Source organism: Mesorhizobium sp. RCAM 05099 (genome assembly GCF_059683685.1).
This window is the reverse complement of sequence record NZ_CM185035.1, coordinates 1,326,144-1,340,456: the sequence shown is the minus strand read 5'-3', so window position 1 is coordinate 1,340,456 and position 14,313 is coordinate 1,326,144. Positions and strand designations below refer to the sequence as shown.

Here is a 14,313-nt window from a genome sequence, read left to right as displayed (position 1 = left end):
TGATCAGCCGGAGAGAATTTCGATGAAGCGCTGAATGATAGGGCGAGTGGGCGAGTTCGTCTTGTCCAGTTCGAGAAACTTCTTGTAGGCAGCGATGGCGTCGGGTTTGCGGTTGGCGTCGCGATAGCTGTCGCCGAGCGCGCTGTAGATTTCGGCCTTGTCCGGCGCCAGTTTCACGGCTGCGTCGAGCGCCTTCAACGCCTCTTTCTGCTTACCGAGCGCCTGCAGGCAACGGGCATATTCCAGCCAATACGCGGCGTTGCCAGGCTCGATGGTCTTGGCGCGGTCATATCGCTCGGCAGCGGCATCCCATTTATGCAACAAGGCGAGCAGATTGGCATCCTGCGCCTGGGCCTCGGCATTTGACGGCGAATAGTCGGCGGCGTCGCGGAAAACCTTTTCCGCCTCTTCGTAGTTGCCATCGCCGATATACATGGAAGCCAGATAGGCGAAGGCAACGAGATAGCCGGGATCGAGTTCCAGCGAACGGCGCAGCAGGCTGACGCCTTGCTCCTTGTGGGCGCGATCGAGTTCGATCTTGCCGGCCTTGGCATAGTAGCGTGGATTTTCCGGATCGAGATCCGCCGCCTCGACCAGGAACTTTATCGCCTCGTCGGGCTGTTTGCGGGCCATCGCTATGTCGGAGAAGCCTTCGATGGCAAGGGCGTTGTTCGTGCCGCGGCCATGCACCTCGTTGAACTCCGCCTGCGCCCCATCGAGGTCGCCGGAGACGCGTAGCACATTTCCCAGATTGAGGCGCGCTGGCAAAAAACCGGCATCGAGTGCTATGGCAGCCCGAAAGTCCTCGATCGCCGCCGGCAAGTCATTGGCGTTGTAGCGGATGAGGCCGACGAGATTGTAGGCCCATTTCGCATCCTTGTGGTGCGAGCGGATCAGCCGCCGCGCCAATGTGGTCGCCCGCAGCGGCTCTTTCTCGGCATCAGCCGCGATGGCTATAAAAGGATCAAGGCTTGCCATGATGCTGGAGGCCGCATCGGTGAAATATTGCCGCTCGGCCTGGTCGCCGATCGCTGGCAGATCAATGATCTCGACCGCGTCGCGCACGACCCTCAGCCGCAAGCGCAGGCCCGCGCGGGCGCACTCGCTGTCGGAACAGACGAATTCTCCCGAAATGCGCGTCTCATAGGCGTTGAACAGCCGGCGCACGTGAAAGATCAGCGACTCGATCGAGAAGCCGGAATCGGGGAAGGAAAACTCGACGCGGCGAGACTGTGGGATGGCACTTATGCTTGCCTTGCTGGTCTTGGCCTTGGCTGTGACGTCCTGCAGGCCGTCCCAAACACGGCTTGCAGCGACATCGGCGGTCAACCCTTCCTTGGCAAGCGCTTCGGGCACGGCGATCGGCTCGATGACCACCTCGTCACGGCGAAACTGGCTCACCAGCACCGGGAAGACAATGATGACCGCGATCAAGAAGAGCGCATTCAGGAAGATGCTGCGGACGGTCGTCGACCACGTGTCGAAACCGGCAAGCGAAAATCGCTCGTGCAGACGGCGTGGTCGCGGCCGCGGCGGTGCCGCAGTTCCCGCCATTGCAGGCTGCTCGCCCGTCGATTCCACCTTGCGACGCTGCCGCGCCATGCTGCCCACCCCAATCTGCCCCAGAGCATATTAGGGGATGCGAAGATAGAATGTCACGTAGCCCGGTTTTTTGCTGCGACGTGGTTAGCGCCCACGTCCGGATCGAAGACACCGCCGACCTGGGATGCGCGAGCATGCCCTAAGCGAAGCAGGCGATCGCTTTTTCAACCCGAGCGCGGATTTCGGCGAGCGTAAAAGGCTTTTGCACGACATCGAGGATGATGCCGTTCAACTCCTCGGCACGCTCGCGCTGGTCGGCATAGCCGGTCATCAGCATGATCTTCATCGACGGGAACAGCGCTGCCGCCGCAATCGCCATCTCGATGCCGTCCATCTCCGGCATGCGGATGTCGGAGACGACGAGATCGTAGCGGCCATGCGCGGCCTGGATCAGCGAAAGCCCTTGCGCGCCGTCCGCGGCGATATCGATTGTGTGCCCGGCGCGTTCGAGCGCGCGGGCTGCGAGAGTGCGGACGGACTCATCGTCCTCGACGATCAGAAGCTTTGCCATGGCCGGCATTTTTGGCGGCGAAAAGTTGACTTTTCCTGAAGGCGAGGCGGGTCGACGAGCCTTTTTGGAAGTCGCTCAGACGTCACCTTTGACGACACCGACAAACGGCAGTTCGCGAAAGGCATGGGCAACGTCCATGCCGTAGCCGACGACGAAATAATCGGGACAGTCGAAGCCGACATAGTCGGCGGTGAGCGCGGTCTGGCGGCGCATGCGCTTGTCGAGCAGCACGGCGATGGAACAGCTTTTCGCGCCGCGCGACAGCATCAGGTCGCGGGTGAAGCTCAGCGTCTTGCCCGATTCGAGGATGTCGTCGATGAGCAGCACATCACGGCCGGCAACCTCATTGTCGATATCGCGCAGCACCCTCACCTCGCCGCTGGTGGTGCCGGCGCCGTAGCTGGAGATGAAGATGAACTCGACCTCCGGCGACAGGCCGACATCATGCATGGCGCGGATGAGATCGGCGGCGAAGATGAACGAGCCCTTCAGCACCGAAATCACCAGCAGGTCGTGATAGTCATGCTCTGCGATCTCCTTGGCGAGTTCGAGATTGCGCCGTGCGATCGCCGATGCTGAAAACAGGACTTCGATGTCCTTGCCGCGTACAACTGGCATTTTTCGCCCCCTCAAGATTTTTACCCAAGACCCCTTCACGCCCAGCGTGCGTTGAGATTCAGGTCAGGCCAAGCCGAAAACGGCGGTCTCCGGGAACCGGAGCGGAGCGTACTTAAAGCACGTGAGCACCGGAAGCGCAGGGAACCGCCGTTTGCAGGCCGGCCTCACCTGAATATCGACACATGCTATTGGGCGAAGGTGACCAATACAGTCCTTACGCCGTTCTTAGGCACGTCGAGGCGGCTGGCAAAGCCGAATCTTTCGCCCGATGCCAGCGAACGGCCGGATGTCCCCAACGTATAGCGGGTCAAGCGTCCGTCATTGCCGGTCACCCGGATTTCGAGTGGCGGCAGCTGCGCCGGTTTCGTTCCGTCATTGGCGGCCTCGCCGTCGACGAATAGTACGGGGTTCGGCCCCGAGGCGTCGACGCGTGACGTGACCCCCGAAATGGTCAGCGCGGACACTTGCCCTCCAGACAGGAACGGCGCCTGGCGCACCAGCGCATGCCCGCCGGAGACCCAGAAAGCGGCAAGGGCGGCGCCGATGCCGGCGATCCAGAAGATCGGTCCGCCGCGCGCGGCCGGCGGCCGCTCAGCCGGGGCCTCGGGCTTGCGCAGCATGTCCATGCCCTCGATGGACGGCGGAATGATCGCCCGCGGCGGTGGCGATGCGCTTTCAGCGGCAGGGACAAGGCGTGGCATCACCTCATAGTCGGCGTCGATGATATCGGCCGCCGATCCGCGCATGATCCGGTCCGCGACGGCATTTGCCGGCGGATCGGTCATGATTTCGCCGGAAACCGGGCGCGCGGTTCGATCCTCAGCCATCATGGCCCCAGCATTGCAGCACGTGTTCGCTTTTCGTTTCTTTTGCGTAAACGCAAATGGTTAACGCTTCCCCACCGGAGCCCTCGTGACGAGCCGAAAGAGCCCAGGAATTAACCGACGGTTAACCATGCCGGCCGATGGTCTTTTCCCAGAGCAGGCTGGCTTGCCGCCGCCAGAGCCGGATGATTTCAGGTCAAATCGACCTGAAATCTGAATCCGCCTCTAAACTAAGAGATAGAGCATGATGTCGTCTGAAAACCGCCTCACACTTTTCGGCATCATGCTCTAGAAATTTCAGGTCGTCGAAAGTGATTCGCTTCGAAAATGTCGGCCTCCGCTATGGCATGGGTCCGGAAATCCTCCGCGACATCTCCCTGCACATCCCGGAGCGCTCCTTCCAGTTCCTGAGCGGACCTTCGGGCGCCGGCAAGACGACCTTGCTGCGCCTGCTGTTCATGTCGCTGAAGCCGACGCGCGGGCTGATCACCATCTTCGGCAAGGACCGTTCCCGCATCTCGCGCAGCGAACTGCCGCATCTGCGGCGTCGCATCGGCGTGGTGTTCCAGGACTTTCGCTTGCTCGACCACATGACCACCTACGAGAATGTCGCGCTGCCGCTGCGCGTGCGCGGGCGCGAGGAGGCAAGCTATCGCACCGATGTCACCGAGCTGTTGAAATGGGTTGGCCTTGGCGAGCGCATGCATGTGCTGCCGCCGGTCCTGTCCGGCGGCGAGAAACAGCGCGCCGCGATCGCCCGTGCGCTGATCGAACAGCCGGAGATCCTGTTGGCCGACGAGCCGACCGGCAATGTCGATCCGCCGCTGGCGCGACGCCTGCTGCGGCTGTTCATCGAGCTGAATCGTCTCGGCACGGCGGTGGTGATCGCGACCCACGACCTCGGCCTGATGGAGCAGGTCGACGCACGCCGCATGATCCTGGCTGGCGGAAGGCTGGACATCTATGACTGAGCTGTCCGCCGAACATCTTGACGACCACGACGCCGAAGCGGCCGTGGCAAGACCGCGTGCCCAGCGCAAGATGGCGCCTATCGTGCCGGCGCAGAACATCGCCGGGCGAGCGCTGGTGCTGGTCATTGCCATCATGACCTTCCTGTCCTGCCTGACTTTTGGCGCGGTGACGCTGGTGCGTGACACCGCCTCGGTCTGGGAGAACCAGATCTCGCGCGAGGCGACGATCCAGATCAAGCCGGCCGATGGCCTCGACATGGAGGCGGCCCTTGCCCGTGCCTCGCAGATCGCCGGCGAGTTTCCCGGCGTGAAGGCGACCCGGATCATCGACCGCGAGGCGACGGCAAGGCTGCTGGAACCCTGGCTGGGTTCCGGCCTCAACATCGACGAGCTACCAGTACCGCGCCTGATCATCGTCACCATCGACGAGAACAGCCCGCCAGATTTCGCCGCCATGCGCGCCGCGATCACGCCGAAACTGCCGAGCGCGTCGCTTGACGATCACCGTACCTGGGTCGACCGGCTGGTGGCCATGGCCCGCACCACGGTGACAATCGGCATCGCCGTTCTGGCGCTGATGCTGTCGGCGACGGTGCTGACCGTGGTGTTCGCAACGCGCGGCGCCATGGCCGGCAATGGCCACATCATCGAGGTGCTGCATTTCGTCGGCGCCGAGGCGCGCTTCATCGCGCGCGAATTCCGCCGGCATTTCCTGGTCACCGGCATGAAGGGCGCTACCGCCGGTGGGGCGGCGGCCGTGCTTGTCTTCATCGTCTTTTCCTGGTGGTCGTCGCGCAACATCGCGACACCGCAGGCCGACCAGGCAGCCGCCCTGTTCGGCAATTTCGCCATCGGTTCGGCAGGTTATCTCGGTGTCGTGCTGATGGTGCTGGTGATCGGCGCGCTGACGGCGGCAACCTCGCACGCCACCGTCGTCGCCTATCTCAGCGACATCGACGTCCGGCAACCGGATGCAGGCTGACGGCATGGAAAAAGCTCGGGTGATCACGGATGGAGAATTGGCGTAACGCAAAGTGCGTCTTTTACCTACCAAAGGCGGCATTTCGGGGTTAACCATATGGAGATGGACGCGCGGGATTCGACCGGGACGGCTGGACAGATGCCAGTGGTTGCTTGTTTGCACGACCACGGCAAGGCCGGCCGTTTGAAGACTGTCCTGCGCATTTCCGCCCTGTCCCTGCTGGTGCTCGCGACATTGTTTGCCGGCGGTTTCGGTTGGTTCGCCAACAAGGTCAGCCATCTGACGACGCCCGCCAACCCGGCCAAGGCCGATGCAATCATCGTATTGACCGGTGGTCAGTCACGCCTCGATGCGGCGATGGATCTGCTGGCGTCCGGAAAAGGCGAGCGGCTCTTGATCAGCGGCGTGCATCCCTCGGCCAGCCGCCGCCAGCTTCAGGCCGCGACCGGCGGCGACAAGAGGCTGTTTTCCTGCTGCGTCGATATCGACCGCGCCGCGCTCGACACGATCGGCAATGCCGAGGAAAGCGCCAAATGGATTGAAAGCCATGCCTATGGCACGGTGATCCTCGTCACCAACAATTATCATATGCCTCGCAGCCTGCTGGAAATGCGCCGGCTGCTGCATGGCGCCAAGCTCGAGCCCTATCCGGTGGTGAATTCCAACCTCGACAATGGCGGCTGGCTGACCAAGCCACGGGCGCTGCGCGTGCTGTTCACCGAGTACAATAAGTATCTGCTGGCGCTGGCGCGGGGTATCGTGCCGGTCAAGCCAACACCCGACGGCATCGCGCTGGCCGAGACAGCGGCCGGCGGCTAAACCCGTTTCATTCCCCGGCGCCGACCTTCGAGGCGCCTCGAAGGCGCACGATTTCCTGTTCAAGCTGTTCGATGCGCCGATCCCGCTCGGCAAGTGCCGCCGCCACATCCGCCGCCTCGAACCGTTGCGGAATGTGCTGCGGGCAATTGGCGTCCCAAGCCGAAATCGTGAACAGGATGACCTGCTCCGGGCGCGCCTTGTAATCCCGCGGCATCAGCCTTGCCATCAGTTCAGCGTCGCCTTCCACGACCTGCGCGGAGCCCCAGATCTTGATGCGCTGGCGGTGGGCGTAATCGATCAGGAACAGGAAGGCTCGCGGATTGTCGGCCAGATTGCCTTGGGTGATGAACTGCCTGTTGCCGGAGAAATCGGCGAAGCCGATCGTGTGGTCATCCAGCACCTTGAGGAAGCCGGCAGGGCCGCCACGATGCTGGATATAGGGCTGCCCATCGCCATTGGCCGTCGACAGGAACACGCTGGTCTGCACCTCGATGAAGGCGGCAAGGTCTGGCGTGATATGAGCTTGCCAGCCGCCACGCTCCTCGACCCGGGCATAGGACTGACGTGAGCCCTTGCGGGCCTGGATCGCCTTGACGGTCGGCGTGAAGGCGACGTCGCTGGTGAAAGCATGCGCGTTCATCGAAAGCCTCCTTACGGAAAGGTGCTAAAGCCCGAGCTCCGACAGCGACGGGTGGTCATCCGGCCGCCGGCCGAGCGGCCAGTGATATTTGCGGTCGGCCGCGCCGATCGGCAGGTCGTTGATGCTGGCGATGCGCAGGCGCATCAGGCCATGTTCATCGAATTCCCAGTTCTCGTTGCCATAGCTGCGGAACCATGAACCGCTGTCGTCGCGCCATTCATAGGCGAAGCGCACGGCGATGCGGTTGCCATGGAACGCCCAAACCTCCTTGATCAGCCGGTAATCGAGCTCGCGGCTCCATTTCCGTGTCAGGAAGGCCTGGATGGCATCGCGCCCCTGCAGGAATTCAGCGCGATTGCGCCAGCGGCTGTCTGTCGTGTAGGCGAGCGCGACGCGTGCCGGGTCGCGGGAATTCCAGGCATCCTCGGCCATGCGGGCTTTCTGCGCGGCGGTTTCGGCGGTGAAAGGCGGAAGCGGTGGGCGGGCTTCGGACATGGCAACTCCTCTGCGATGAATAAGTGGAGACCGGCGAATAACGCTGACCCGCTCCGGATTCAGGCAGCTTCGCGGACAGAAACAACCAAAAAATCGATTTCGGTGCCGGCAACTCATTGATAGAGTTGGTCCAGGTGTTCAGAGCGACACGCCGCCGTTATATGCACCTTTCCATTTGATGGATGTAGATGGCATATTTGCAATCAACCCTTCCATTTTCCGGAAGAAGCGACGGGCCGCCGCGACGGTGGAGGCCGGCAGCCTTTCCGCCGCAAGCCGTTCGGGCATTCCGCTTGCGAGCGTCAGCCGATCGATGCTGGGTTGCCGACGTGGGTATGACGCGAGTGCTTTTCGACCAGATCGTCGCCGTTCTACAGTCAAGGGTGCACGCCGGCCAGGGCCGGCTGCCGGTGAAACTGCGCGCTTTCCTCGATTTCGCGGCGCCACGCCTGAGGGAACGTCTGGCGCAAGCAAGCTGGTAGAATGAGCCGTATCGCCCTGTTTCCTTTTTGCCCGCGCTTGGTGTAACCAACGCACACCTCCTCACCGGACCTCCCCCATGCTCTATGTCAGATCGCTGGCGTTCAATTTCGTCTTCTACGTCAATCTGATCGTCCAGATGATCCTCTGGACCCCCTACTATTTCTTGTCACCCCGTCACCGCGCCTGGTTCGTGCCGAAATTCTGGTCGCGCACCTCGATGTGGCTCTATGACAAGATCGCCGGCACGAAGAACGACATCACCGGCCAGGAAAACCTGCCTGAAGGCTCCTTCATCCTGGCGCCCAAGCACCAGTCGTTCTGGGACGCGATTGCCTTCTTCCCCTTCCTCCAGGATCCGCTCTACATCCTCAAGCGGGAACTGACCTGGATCCCGTTCTTCGGCTGGTACATCATGAAAATGCGCATGATCCCGGTCGACCGCGGCAGCCGCTCCAAGGCGCTGAAGGCGGTCGTTGCCGCGACCAAGGAAGAGATGGCGCGCAATCCGCGCCAGCTGATCATCTATCCCGAGGGCACGCGCCGGGCGCCGGGCGACGAGCCGGCCTACAAATACGGCATCGTCGAAATCTATGCGCAGCTGGGCGTCCCGGTGGTGCCGGTCGCCCATGTCGCCGGCCTCTACTGGCCGCGCCGCAAATTCCTGCGTTATCCCGGCACCATAAAGGCGCGCTTCCTGCCGCCGATCCCGCCTGGCCTGAGCAAGGACGAATTCATGGCGCGGCTGATCGGTGAGACCGAGGCGGCTTGCGACCAGTTCCTCATCGAGGCATCCCGCGCCTCAAACCCGCCTGACCTGCCGCCGACGGCGGTGAAACGGTTGCGGGAGCTCGGCGCCAAGGCCTGAAGCGGGAGCCCGCGGAGCAACGCTCAGCCGAACACGGCCAGCGCGGTGGTCAACACCAGCGTTGCCGCAAAGATCAGATTGATGATCCGCGAGGCCACAGGCTGGCGCAGAAAACGCGCGAACCCTGCTCCCGCGACAAGCCACAAGACATGGATGGCGACGATCATCAGGGCGAGAACGGCCAGCTTCAGCCATGGACCAAGCTCAACGGCACCCTGTTTCGAAGAGGCGCCGGCGAACACGGCGGCGATCGCCACATAGGCCTTCGGGTTTGCGACCGCCAGCAGGAAGCCGCCCGAGAACGTCGGGCGCGCGGCCTGGCCGGCATGCGTTGCCAAGGGCGGAGCGGTGGCGATCCTGAACGCCAGGTAGAGGATGTAGCCGGCAGACGCGACAGCCAGCAGCGGCGCGAGCCGCGGCATCGAGGCAAACATCGCCGCCACCCCGCTCGCCACCACCAACAGCACGGCGATCGTGCCCAGGATGATCCCGCAGGCATAGCGCAGCGAGGGGCGCAGGCCAAAGGCGGCACCGACGGCGGTGACGCTTATCGTTGCCGGCCCGGGGCTGCCCATGACGACCGTCGCGGCAAGCACCAGCGCGAACAGTTGGCGCCAAAGGTCCGGCTGCGAAAGAAGCGATTCGGTCATTTCACCCTCTGCCTTGCCCCGTGCGAAGGACGGTATGGCAGGACAAGAGGGTCGTCTTGGACGTTCGTGCGCGTGGCGCTCGCCGAAACCTCAGCCGCTGGCTTTGTCGAGCTCGGCCATGTCATCGGCCGTCAGCTTCAACGACGCCGCCTTGATCAGACTGTCCATCTGACTGGGCTTGGTGGCGCTGGCGATCGGCGCGGTGACACCTGGCCGCGCGATAACCCAGGCAAGCGCCACTTCCGCCGGCTTGGCCGAATGCCTGGCCGATACCGCATCCAGTGCGGCGAGGATGCGCATGCCGCGCGCATTGAGGTAGTCTTTAACCCCGCCGCCGCGCTCGCTTTGGCCAAGATCGGCCTCGCTGCGGTATTTGCCGCTCAGAAAACCCTTGGCCAGGCTGAAATAGGTGATGACGCCGATCTCCTCGGCCACGCACAGATCGCGCAACGGCCCATCGAAGGAAGAGCGATCGTAGAGATTGTATTCCGGCTGCAGCACCTCGTAGCGCGGCAGGCCGCGCAGGCTCGCCACGTCGAGCGCCGCGCGCAACTGCCCGGCATCGAGGTTTGAACAGCCGGCATAGCGGATCTTGCCCTTGGCGAGCAGCTTCTCGTAGGCGCCAAGGGTTTCCTCATAGGGGGTAGCCGGATCCGGCCAGTGCGAGAGATAGAGGTCGATGACATCGGTCTGCAGCCGCTTCAGCGACGCGTCGACCGCCTTTTCGATATAGGCGGCGGACAGGTCCTTGTGGCCTTGCCCCATGTCCGAACCGACCTTGGTGACCACGACGATCTTGTCGCGGTTGCCGCGGTCCTTCATCCACTTGCCGATGATCGTTTCCGATTCGCCGCCCTTGTTACCGGGCACCCAGCGCGAATAGGCGTCGGCCGTATCGACGGCATTGAGGCCGGCGCCGACAAAGCGGTCGAGCAGATCGAAAGAGGTTTTCTCGTCGGCGGTCCAGCCGAAGACATTGCCGCCCAGAACCAGCGGCGCGATGGAAAGGTCGGTACGACCGAGACGGCGTTTCTGCAAGACGGATCTCCGTGATGATTGGACGGGCGGATGGCCGCCCAGCTTTGGGACCTAACCTAGGTCTTGCCTCATCGAGGTCAAAGGCCTGGCCGCCTTTTCCGCAGATCCAGCGCTTCACAAAGGCGCGACCCGCCTGGCGACATCCTCGAGCCAGTGGTCGCGAATGCCCAGCGCCTCGAGGTGTTCCAGCGTGCTGAACACATAGTCCTCGTTGTTACCGGATTGGCCGACCGCGCCGCGCACCACGGCCGCCGCATGCGCCGCGTCCAGTGCACCGGCATACTGCTCATGCCCACGGTCGACGATGTAGGCCACCGCCTCGACCATCCCGCCACCGCTGAGGCGAATCTTGAGCGTGCGCTCGAGATAGACGTTGGTGACCAGCTCGCGCTCGCGCAAATAGGCGATCACCTCGGCGCGCAATTCGCCGGGAACACGGAACGCCAGGCCAACGCAGGAGCCGCCATGGTCGAGGCCGAGCACCAGCCCCGGCCGTTCACGCGTGCCGCGATGCACGAAGGAGTAGACGCAAAGCGAGCGCCGGTAGCCGTGCAGGCGCGCGCGCTGTGTCTCAACATGCGCGAAACCCGGCCGCCAGATCAGCGAACCGTAACCAAACACCCAAAAATCGCCCATATCGCCGCGCCTGATTGCAAAAGATGCCAACACCGCACCGAATCGGTGTTTTTTCCGCCCGTCTCTGTCTACCTATTGTTGTCGGAATCGAAGCTCCGTCCACCAATACCCATGCGTTAATGAGAGCCAAAGCATGACGTCAAGTGACGAACGCCAACCGAGTAACCGTCGCCGCCTGTGGTGGCTTGCGGCGTTCATCGTCATACTGTTCGCCATCTACAGCGGCGGCTGGTTCTATCTGGCGGACCGGGTCAGAAGCGAGGCCGACAAGGCAGTTGCCACGCTCAACAAGAGTGGCGTCGAGGCCGGCTGCGCCAATCTCCAGGTCAGCGGCTACCCCCTGAGCTTTGCCATCTCCTGCGACAACCTCGCTTATGAGGACGATGCCAGGAACATCGCCGCCTCGGCCGGCAGTTTCAATGCCGTCGCCCAGATCACCCAACCCTTGTCGCCGGTCGCCGATCTGCGTGGTCCGCTCAGGACCTCGGTCCCGGGCATGGTGCCGCTGTGGATCGACTGGGACAATCTGCAAGCCAAGGTCAAACTGTCATGGCCGCTGCCACGACGGATCTCGCTGCAGGCCGAGGGCCTGTCAGGCCAGACCGACCCGGCCGACGACACCGATCCGGTGCAGTTGTTCAGCGCCGGCAAGGCGGCCGGCCAGTTGCAGCCGAACAGCGGCGATATCGACTATCTCGGCAGCTTTGGCGATCTCGAGATCAATCCCGACGCAATCGGCGGGCGCGTCCTGCCGCCCCTCGATGCCAGCGGTGACGCCACGTTGAAGAACGGCGTTGCGCTGATCGGCACCCACGTGCAGAGCCTGCGCGGCCAGAAGATCGAGATCCGCAACCTCGATCTGTCGTCGGGGACGGCGCGCGTTACGGTTTCTGGACCGCTGTCGGTCGATGCCGACGGCCTGATCGATGCCGATCTGATGATCAGGCTGAAGGATCCGAAGGCCGTGGCGGCAATCCTCGGCACCGCCATCCCCGAGCAGAAAAGCCAGATCGAACAGGGCTTTGGCGCTTTGGCGATGCTCGGAAACGAACCGTCCATGCCGCTGAAGGTGGTCAAGGGCAAGGCCTCGCTCGGCTTCATCCCGCTGGGCAAGATCAAGCCGGTTGAATAACCCTTCCATGGCAAGACCGGTGAAGCTGCTGAGTGTTGGCGCGCTGACGCTGGACACAATCCTGCGTGTCGAGACACTACCGGCGCATCAGGGAAAATTCATCGCCTCCGACGGCGTCCAGATCGCCTCGGGCATGGCGACGAGCGCCGCCTGCGCCGCGCATCGCCTGGGCGCCGACGTGGCGCTGTGGGCGAGTGCCGGCGATGATCCGGTCGGCGACCATCTGGTTGCCGCGATCGAGGCCGAGGGCGTCGATTGCGGCTTTGTCCGCCGTGTCGGCGGCGCCCGCTCCGCGCTGGCCTCGATCCTGGTCGACGCGCAGGGCGAGCGCATCATCGTGCCGTTCTATGACAGCCAGGCCCAGGCCGATCCCGAGGCCCTGCCAGCGGCCGACCTTTCCGCATTCGATGCCGTGCTGGTCGACGTGCGCTGGCCGGGTGCGGCAGCGCTTGCACTGAAGGCGGCGCGTGCCATCGGCCGGCCGGCGATCCTCGATGCCGATACCGCGTCAAGCGATGTGCTGGAGCAGCTCTTGCCGCTGGCGTCCCACATCGTGGCCTCGGAGCCGGCGGCGCGCATTCTGTGCAATCGGGATCTCGACCCGCTCCAGGCCTGCGAGACACTTGCCCGGCGCACCGACGCCTTTGTCGCGGTCACCGGCGGCGCGGCGGGAACCTGGTGGTTCGATCGCGCGGCGGGATCAACCCGTCATGTGGGGGCGCCAAGGATCAAGGCGGTCGACACGCTTGCCGCCGGCGATGTCTTCCACGGTGCCTTTGCCGTCGGACTGGCGGAAGCCATGCCGGTCGAGCAGGCCTTGCGTTTTGCCAGTGCCGCCGCCGCGCTCAAATGCCTGCGCTTCGGTGGCAGGCTCGGCGCCCCGGACAGGGCCGAGACGCTGGCCATGGTTGCGGCGACCTGGCCTGCGCCACCATAGCGTCATAAGGTCTGTTGAGATTCAGGTCAGGCCGAGTCGGAGTCGAAGACGGGCGCGAAGCGACCAAATGAGGCGATTTCCGAGAACCGCAGCGGAGCGTCGGGTACGTGAGCACCGGAAGCGCAGGAAAGCGCCGTTTGCAGGCAGGCTTCACCTGAATCTCAATAGACCCTAGCTCTTGGCCGGGTGCTCGATCGCCTGGCGGCCGAAGTCGGGTACGTCGATGTCCTGGCCGGCCTCGATGATCGAGCGGCGCACGGCCCGGGTGCGGGTGAACAGATCGAAGAGTTTTTCGCCGTCGCCCCAGCGGATCGCCCGTTGCAGCGACGCCAGATCCTCGGAGAACCGCGCCAGCATTTCGAGGATGGCGTCCTTGTTGTGCAGGCAGACGTCGCGCCACATGGTCGGGTCGGAGGCAGCGAGACGGGTGAAGTCGCGGAAACCGGAAGCCGAATATTTGATGACTTCGGACTTGGTCACCGACTGCAAATCATCTGCGGTGCCGACGATGTTGTAGGCGATGATGTGCGGCAGGTGCGAGACGATGGCCAGCGTCATGTCGTGATGCTGGGGGTCCATCGTGTCGATGTTGGCGCCGCAGCGGCGCCAGAATTCGGAAAGCCTCTCCAGCGCATCCGGATCGGTGTCCGGCAGCGGCGTGAAGATGCACCAGCGATTGTCGAACAGGTCGGCGAAACCGGCATCCGGCCCCGACTTCTCGGTGCCCGCCAGCGGATGGCCGGGAATGAAATGCACGCCGGCCGGCACGTGCGGCTGCATCTGCGCGATGACCGATGCCTTGGTCGAGCCGACATCGGTGAGGATCGCGCCCGGCTTCAGCGCCGGCGCAATTTCCTCGGCCACCGCGCCGGATGAGCCGACCGGCACCGAGACGATGACCAGATCGGCATCGCGGACCGCTTCTTTCGCGTCGGTGGTGTAGGAATCGCCTAGCCCAAGCTCTTGCGCCCGCGCCAGCGTCGCCGCGCTGCGGGTCGAGATGGCGACGTGACTGGCCAGCCCCTCGCGGCGGATGACGCGGGCCAGCGACGAGCCGATCAGGCCGATGCCGACCAGCGCGATCTTCTCAAACATCGGTGATGCCATGGT

Annotated in this window: 18 protein-coding genes; 7 read left to right on the top strand and 11 right to left on the bottom strand. The window is 63.6% G+C overall.

Annotated elements, in window-relative coordinates:
* Positions 1 to 3: 3 nt before the first annotated feature.
* From AC56QQ_RS06630 to AC56QQ_RS06615, 4 genes are all read right to left on the bottom strand, one after another.
* On the bottom strand, positions 4 to 1,602 hold the full coding sequence (locus AC56QQ_RS06630) for a tetratricopeptide repeat protein (protein ID WP_497125992.1): 1,599 nt from the start codon (positions 1,600 to 1,602) through the stop codon (positions 4 to 6).
* Between the two features lie 139 nt (positions 1,603 to 1,741).
* Positions 1,742 to 2,113: a response regulator gene (locus AC56QQ_RS06625; RefSeq protein ID WP_489858007.1), complete on the bottom strand. Its 372-nt coding sequence runs from the start codon at positions 2,111 to 2,113 to the stop codon at positions 1,742 to 1,744.
* 75 nt (positions 2,114 to 2,188) lie between these two features.
* The gene (hpt, locus tag AC56QQ_RS06620; RefSeq protein WP_489858008.1) at positions 2,189 to 2,731 is read right to left on the bottom strand and encodes a hypoxanthine phosphoribosyltransferase; all 543 of its coding nucleotides are present in this window, start codon (positions 2,729 to 2,731) and stop codon (positions 2,189 to 2,191) included.
* A 185-nt stretch (positions 2,732 to 2,916) separates the two neighbouring features.
* Complete coding sequence (locus AC56QQ_RS06615) at positions 2,917 to 3,561, bottom strand: hypothetical protein (RefSeq protein WP_497125991.1); 645 nt, start codon at positions 3,559 to 3,561, stop codon at positions 2,917 to 2,919.
* Between the two features lie 305 nt (positions 3,562 to 3,866).
* On the opposite strand from AC56QQ_RS06615, the gene ftsE reads away from it, so the two are divergent.
* The 3 genes from ftsE to AC56QQ_RS06600 all read left to right on the top strand — a co-directional run bounded on the left by ftsE (position 3,867) and on the right by AC56QQ_RS06600 (position 6,327).
* The gene (gene ftsE / locus AC56QQ_RS06610) at positions 3,867 to 4,526 is read left to right on the top strand and encodes a cell division ATP-binding protein FtsE (RefSeq protein ID WP_023757234.1); all 660 of its coding nucleotides are present in this window, start codon (positions 3,867 to 3,869) and stop codon (positions 4,524 to 4,526) included.
* Positions 4,519 to 5,508, top strand: a complete 990-nt coding sequence (locus AC56QQ_RS06605; RefSeq protein ID WP_497125990.1) for a cell division protein FtsX — start codon at positions 4,519 to 4,521, stop codon at positions 5,506 to 5,508. The genes ftsE and AC56QQ_RS06605 overlap by 8 nt, the downstream gene beginning before the upstream one ends.
* Positions 5,509 to 5,604: 96 nt before the next feature.
* Positions 5,605 to 6,327, top strand: a complete 723-nt coding sequence (locus AC56QQ_RS06600) for a YdcF family protein (RefSeq protein WP_489858011.1) — start codon at positions 5,605 to 5,607, stop codon at positions 6,325 to 6,327.
* Between the two features lie 7 nt (positions 6,328 to 6,334).
* On the opposite strand, the gene AC56QQ_RS06595 is transcribed toward AC56QQ_RS06600, so the two are convergent.
* The 3 genes from AC56QQ_RS06595 to AC56QQ_RS06585 form a co-directional block, all read right to left on the bottom strand.
* Entirely contained in the window at positions 6,335 to 6,967 is a 633-nt protein-coding gene (locus AC56QQ_RS06595; protein WP_497125989.1) for a pyridoxamine 5'-phosphate oxidase family protein, read from the bottom strand.
* 24 nt (positions 6,968 to 6,991) lie between these two features.
* Positions 6,992 to 7,462 (bottom strand): nuclear transport factor 2 family protein, encoded by a 471-nt coding sequence (locus AC56QQ_RS06590; RefSeq protein WP_497125988.1) that lies wholly within the window; start codon positions 7,460 to 7,462, stop codon positions 6,992 to 6,994.
* A 138-nt stretch (positions 7,463 to 7,600) separates the two neighbouring features.
* On the bottom strand, positions 7,601 to 7,750 hold the full coding sequence (locus AC56QQ_RS06585) for a hypothetical protein (protein ID WP_497125987.1): 150 nt from the start codon (positions 7,748 to 7,750) through the stop codon (positions 7,601 to 7,603).
* A 47-nt stretch (positions 7,751 to 7,797) separates the two neighbouring features.
* On the opposite strand from AC56QQ_RS06585, the gene AC56QQ_RS06580 reads away from it, so the two are divergent.
* On the top strand, positions 7,798 to 7,944 hold the full coding sequence (locus tag AC56QQ_RS06580; protein ID WP_497125986.1) for a hypothetical protein: 147 nt from the start codon (positions 7,798 to 7,800) through the stop codon (positions 7,942 to 7,944).
* Between the two features lie 77 nt (positions 7,945 to 8,021).
* On the top strand, positions 8,022 to 8,810 hold the full coding sequence (locus AC56QQ_RS06575; RefSeq protein ID WP_497125985.1) for a lysophospholipid acyltransferase family protein: 789 nt from the start codon (positions 8,022 to 8,024) through the stop codon (positions 8,808 to 8,810).
* Between the two features lie 23 nt (positions 8,811 to 8,833).
* Here the strand turns inward: AC56QQ_RS06575 and AC56QQ_RS06570 are convergent, their stop codons facing one another.
* The 3 genes from AC56QQ_RS06570 to AC56QQ_RS06560 all read right to left on the bottom strand — a co-directional run bounded on the left by AC56QQ_RS06570 (position 8,834) and on the right by AC56QQ_RS06560 (position 11,134).
* Entirely contained in the window at positions 8,834 to 9,460 is a 627-nt protein-coding gene (locus AC56QQ_RS06570) for a LysE family translocator (RefSeq protein ID WP_497125984.1), read from the bottom strand.
* Between the two features lie 90 nt (positions 9,461 to 9,550).
* Entirely contained in the window at positions 9,551 to 10,498 is a 948-nt protein-coding gene (locus AC56QQ_RS06565) for an aldo/keto reductase (protein WP_497125983.1), read from the bottom strand.
* A gap of 114 nt (positions 10,499 to 10,612) precedes the next feature.
* Positions 10,613 to 11,134, bottom strand: a complete 522-nt coding sequence (locus tag AC56QQ_RS06560) for a gamma-glutamylcyclotransferase (protein WP_489858018.1) — start codon at positions 11,132 to 11,134, stop codon at positions 10,613 to 10,615.
* Positions 11,135 to 11,267: 133 nt separating this feature from the next.
* On the opposite strand from AC56QQ_RS06560, the gene AC56QQ_RS06555 reads away from it, so the two are divergent.
* Positions 11,268 to 12,266: a DUF2125 domain-containing protein gene (locus tag AC56QQ_RS06555; protein ID WP_497125982.1), complete on the top strand. Its 999-nt coding sequence runs from the start codon at positions 11,268 to 11,270 to the stop codon at positions 12,264 to 12,266.
* Positions 12,267 to 12,273: 7 nt separating this feature from the next.
* Entirely contained in the window at positions 12,274 to 13,203 is a 930-nt protein-coding gene (locus AC56QQ_RS06550; protein ID WP_497125981.1) for a sugar kinase, read from the top strand.
* Positions 13,204 to 13,374: 171 nt separating this feature from the next.
* Here the strand turns inward: AC56QQ_RS06550 and AC56QQ_RS06545 are convergent, their stop codons facing one another.
* The gene (locus AC56QQ_RS06545) at positions 13,375 to 14,310 is read right to left on the bottom strand and encodes a prephenate/arogenate dehydrogenase family protein (protein ID WP_497125980.1); all 936 of its coding nucleotides are present in this window, start codon (positions 14,308 to 14,310) and stop codon (positions 13,375 to 13,377) included.
* Between the last annotated feature and the right edge of the window lie 3 nt (positions 14,311 to 14,313).

Excerpts from the sequence above, each read along its gene's own strand:
- AC56QQ_RS06570 (WP_497125984.1), bottom strand. The coding sequence starts at position 9,460 with ATGACCGAATCGCTTCTTTCGCAGCCGGACCTTTGGCGCCAACTGTTC.
- AC56QQ_RS06555 (WP_497125982.1), top strand. The coding sequence starts at position 11,268 with ATGACGTCAAGTGACGAACGCCAACCGAGTAACCGTCGCCGCCTGTGG.
- AC56QQ_RS06605 (WP_497125990.1), top strand. The coding sequence starts at position 4,519 with ATGACTGAGCTGTCCGCCGAACATCTTGACGACCACGACGCCGAAGCG.
- AC56QQ_RS06560 (WP_489858018.1), bottom strand. The coding sequence starts at position 11,134 with ATGGGCGATTTTTGGGTGTTTGGTTACGGTTCGCTGATCTGGCGGCCG.
- AC56QQ_RS06630 (WP_497125992.1), bottom strand. The coding sequence starts at position 1,602 with ATGGCGCGGCAGCGTCGCAAGGTGGAATCGACGGGCGAGCAGCCTGCA.
- AC56QQ_RS06595 (WP_497125989.1), bottom strand. The coding sequence starts at position 6,967 with ATGAACGCGCATGCTTTCACCAGCGACGTCGCCTTCACGCCGACCGTC.
- AC56QQ_RS06615 (WP_497125991.1), bottom strand. The coding sequence starts at position 3,561 with ATGATGGCTGAGGATCGAACCGCGCGCCCGGTTTCCGGCGAAATCATG.
- AC56QQ_RS06600 (WP_489858011.1), top strand. The coding sequence starts at position 5,605 with ATGGAGATGGACGCGCGGGATTCGACCGGGACGGCTGGACAGATGCCA.
- AC56QQ_RS06590 (WP_497125988.1), bottom strand. The coding sequence starts at position 7,462 with ATGTCCGAAGCCCGCCCACCGCTTCCGCCTTTCACCGCCGAAACCGCC.
- hpt (WP_489858008.1), bottom strand. The coding sequence starts at position 2,731 with ATGCCAGTTGTACGCGGCAAGGACATCGAAGTCCTGTTTTCAGCATCG.
- AC56QQ_RS06550 (WP_497125981.1), top strand. The coding sequence starts at position 12,274 with ATGGCAAGACCGGTGAAGCTGCTGAGTGTTGGCGCGCTGACGCTGGAC.
- AC56QQ_RS06585 (WP_497125987.1), bottom strand. The coding sequence starts at position 7,750 with ATGCCCGAACGGCTTGCGGCGGAAAGGCTGCCGGCCTCCACCGTCGCG.
- AC56QQ_RS06545 (WP_497125980.1), bottom strand. The coding sequence starts at position 14,310 with ATGGCATCACCGATGTTTGAGAAGATCGCGCTGGTCGGCATCGGCCTG.
- AC56QQ_RS06575 (WP_497125985.1), top strand. The coding sequence starts at position 8,022 with ATGCTCTATGTCAGATCGCTGGCGTTCAATTTCGTCTTCTACGTCAAT.
- AC56QQ_RS06580 (WP_497125986.1), top strand. The coding sequence starts at position 7,798 with ATGACGCGAGTGCTTTTCGACCAGATCGTCGCCGTTCTACAGTCAAGG.
- AC56QQ_RS06625 (WP_489858007.1), bottom strand. The coding sequence starts at position 2,113 with ATGGCAAAGCTTCTGATCGTCGAGGACGATGAGTCCGTCCGCACTCTC.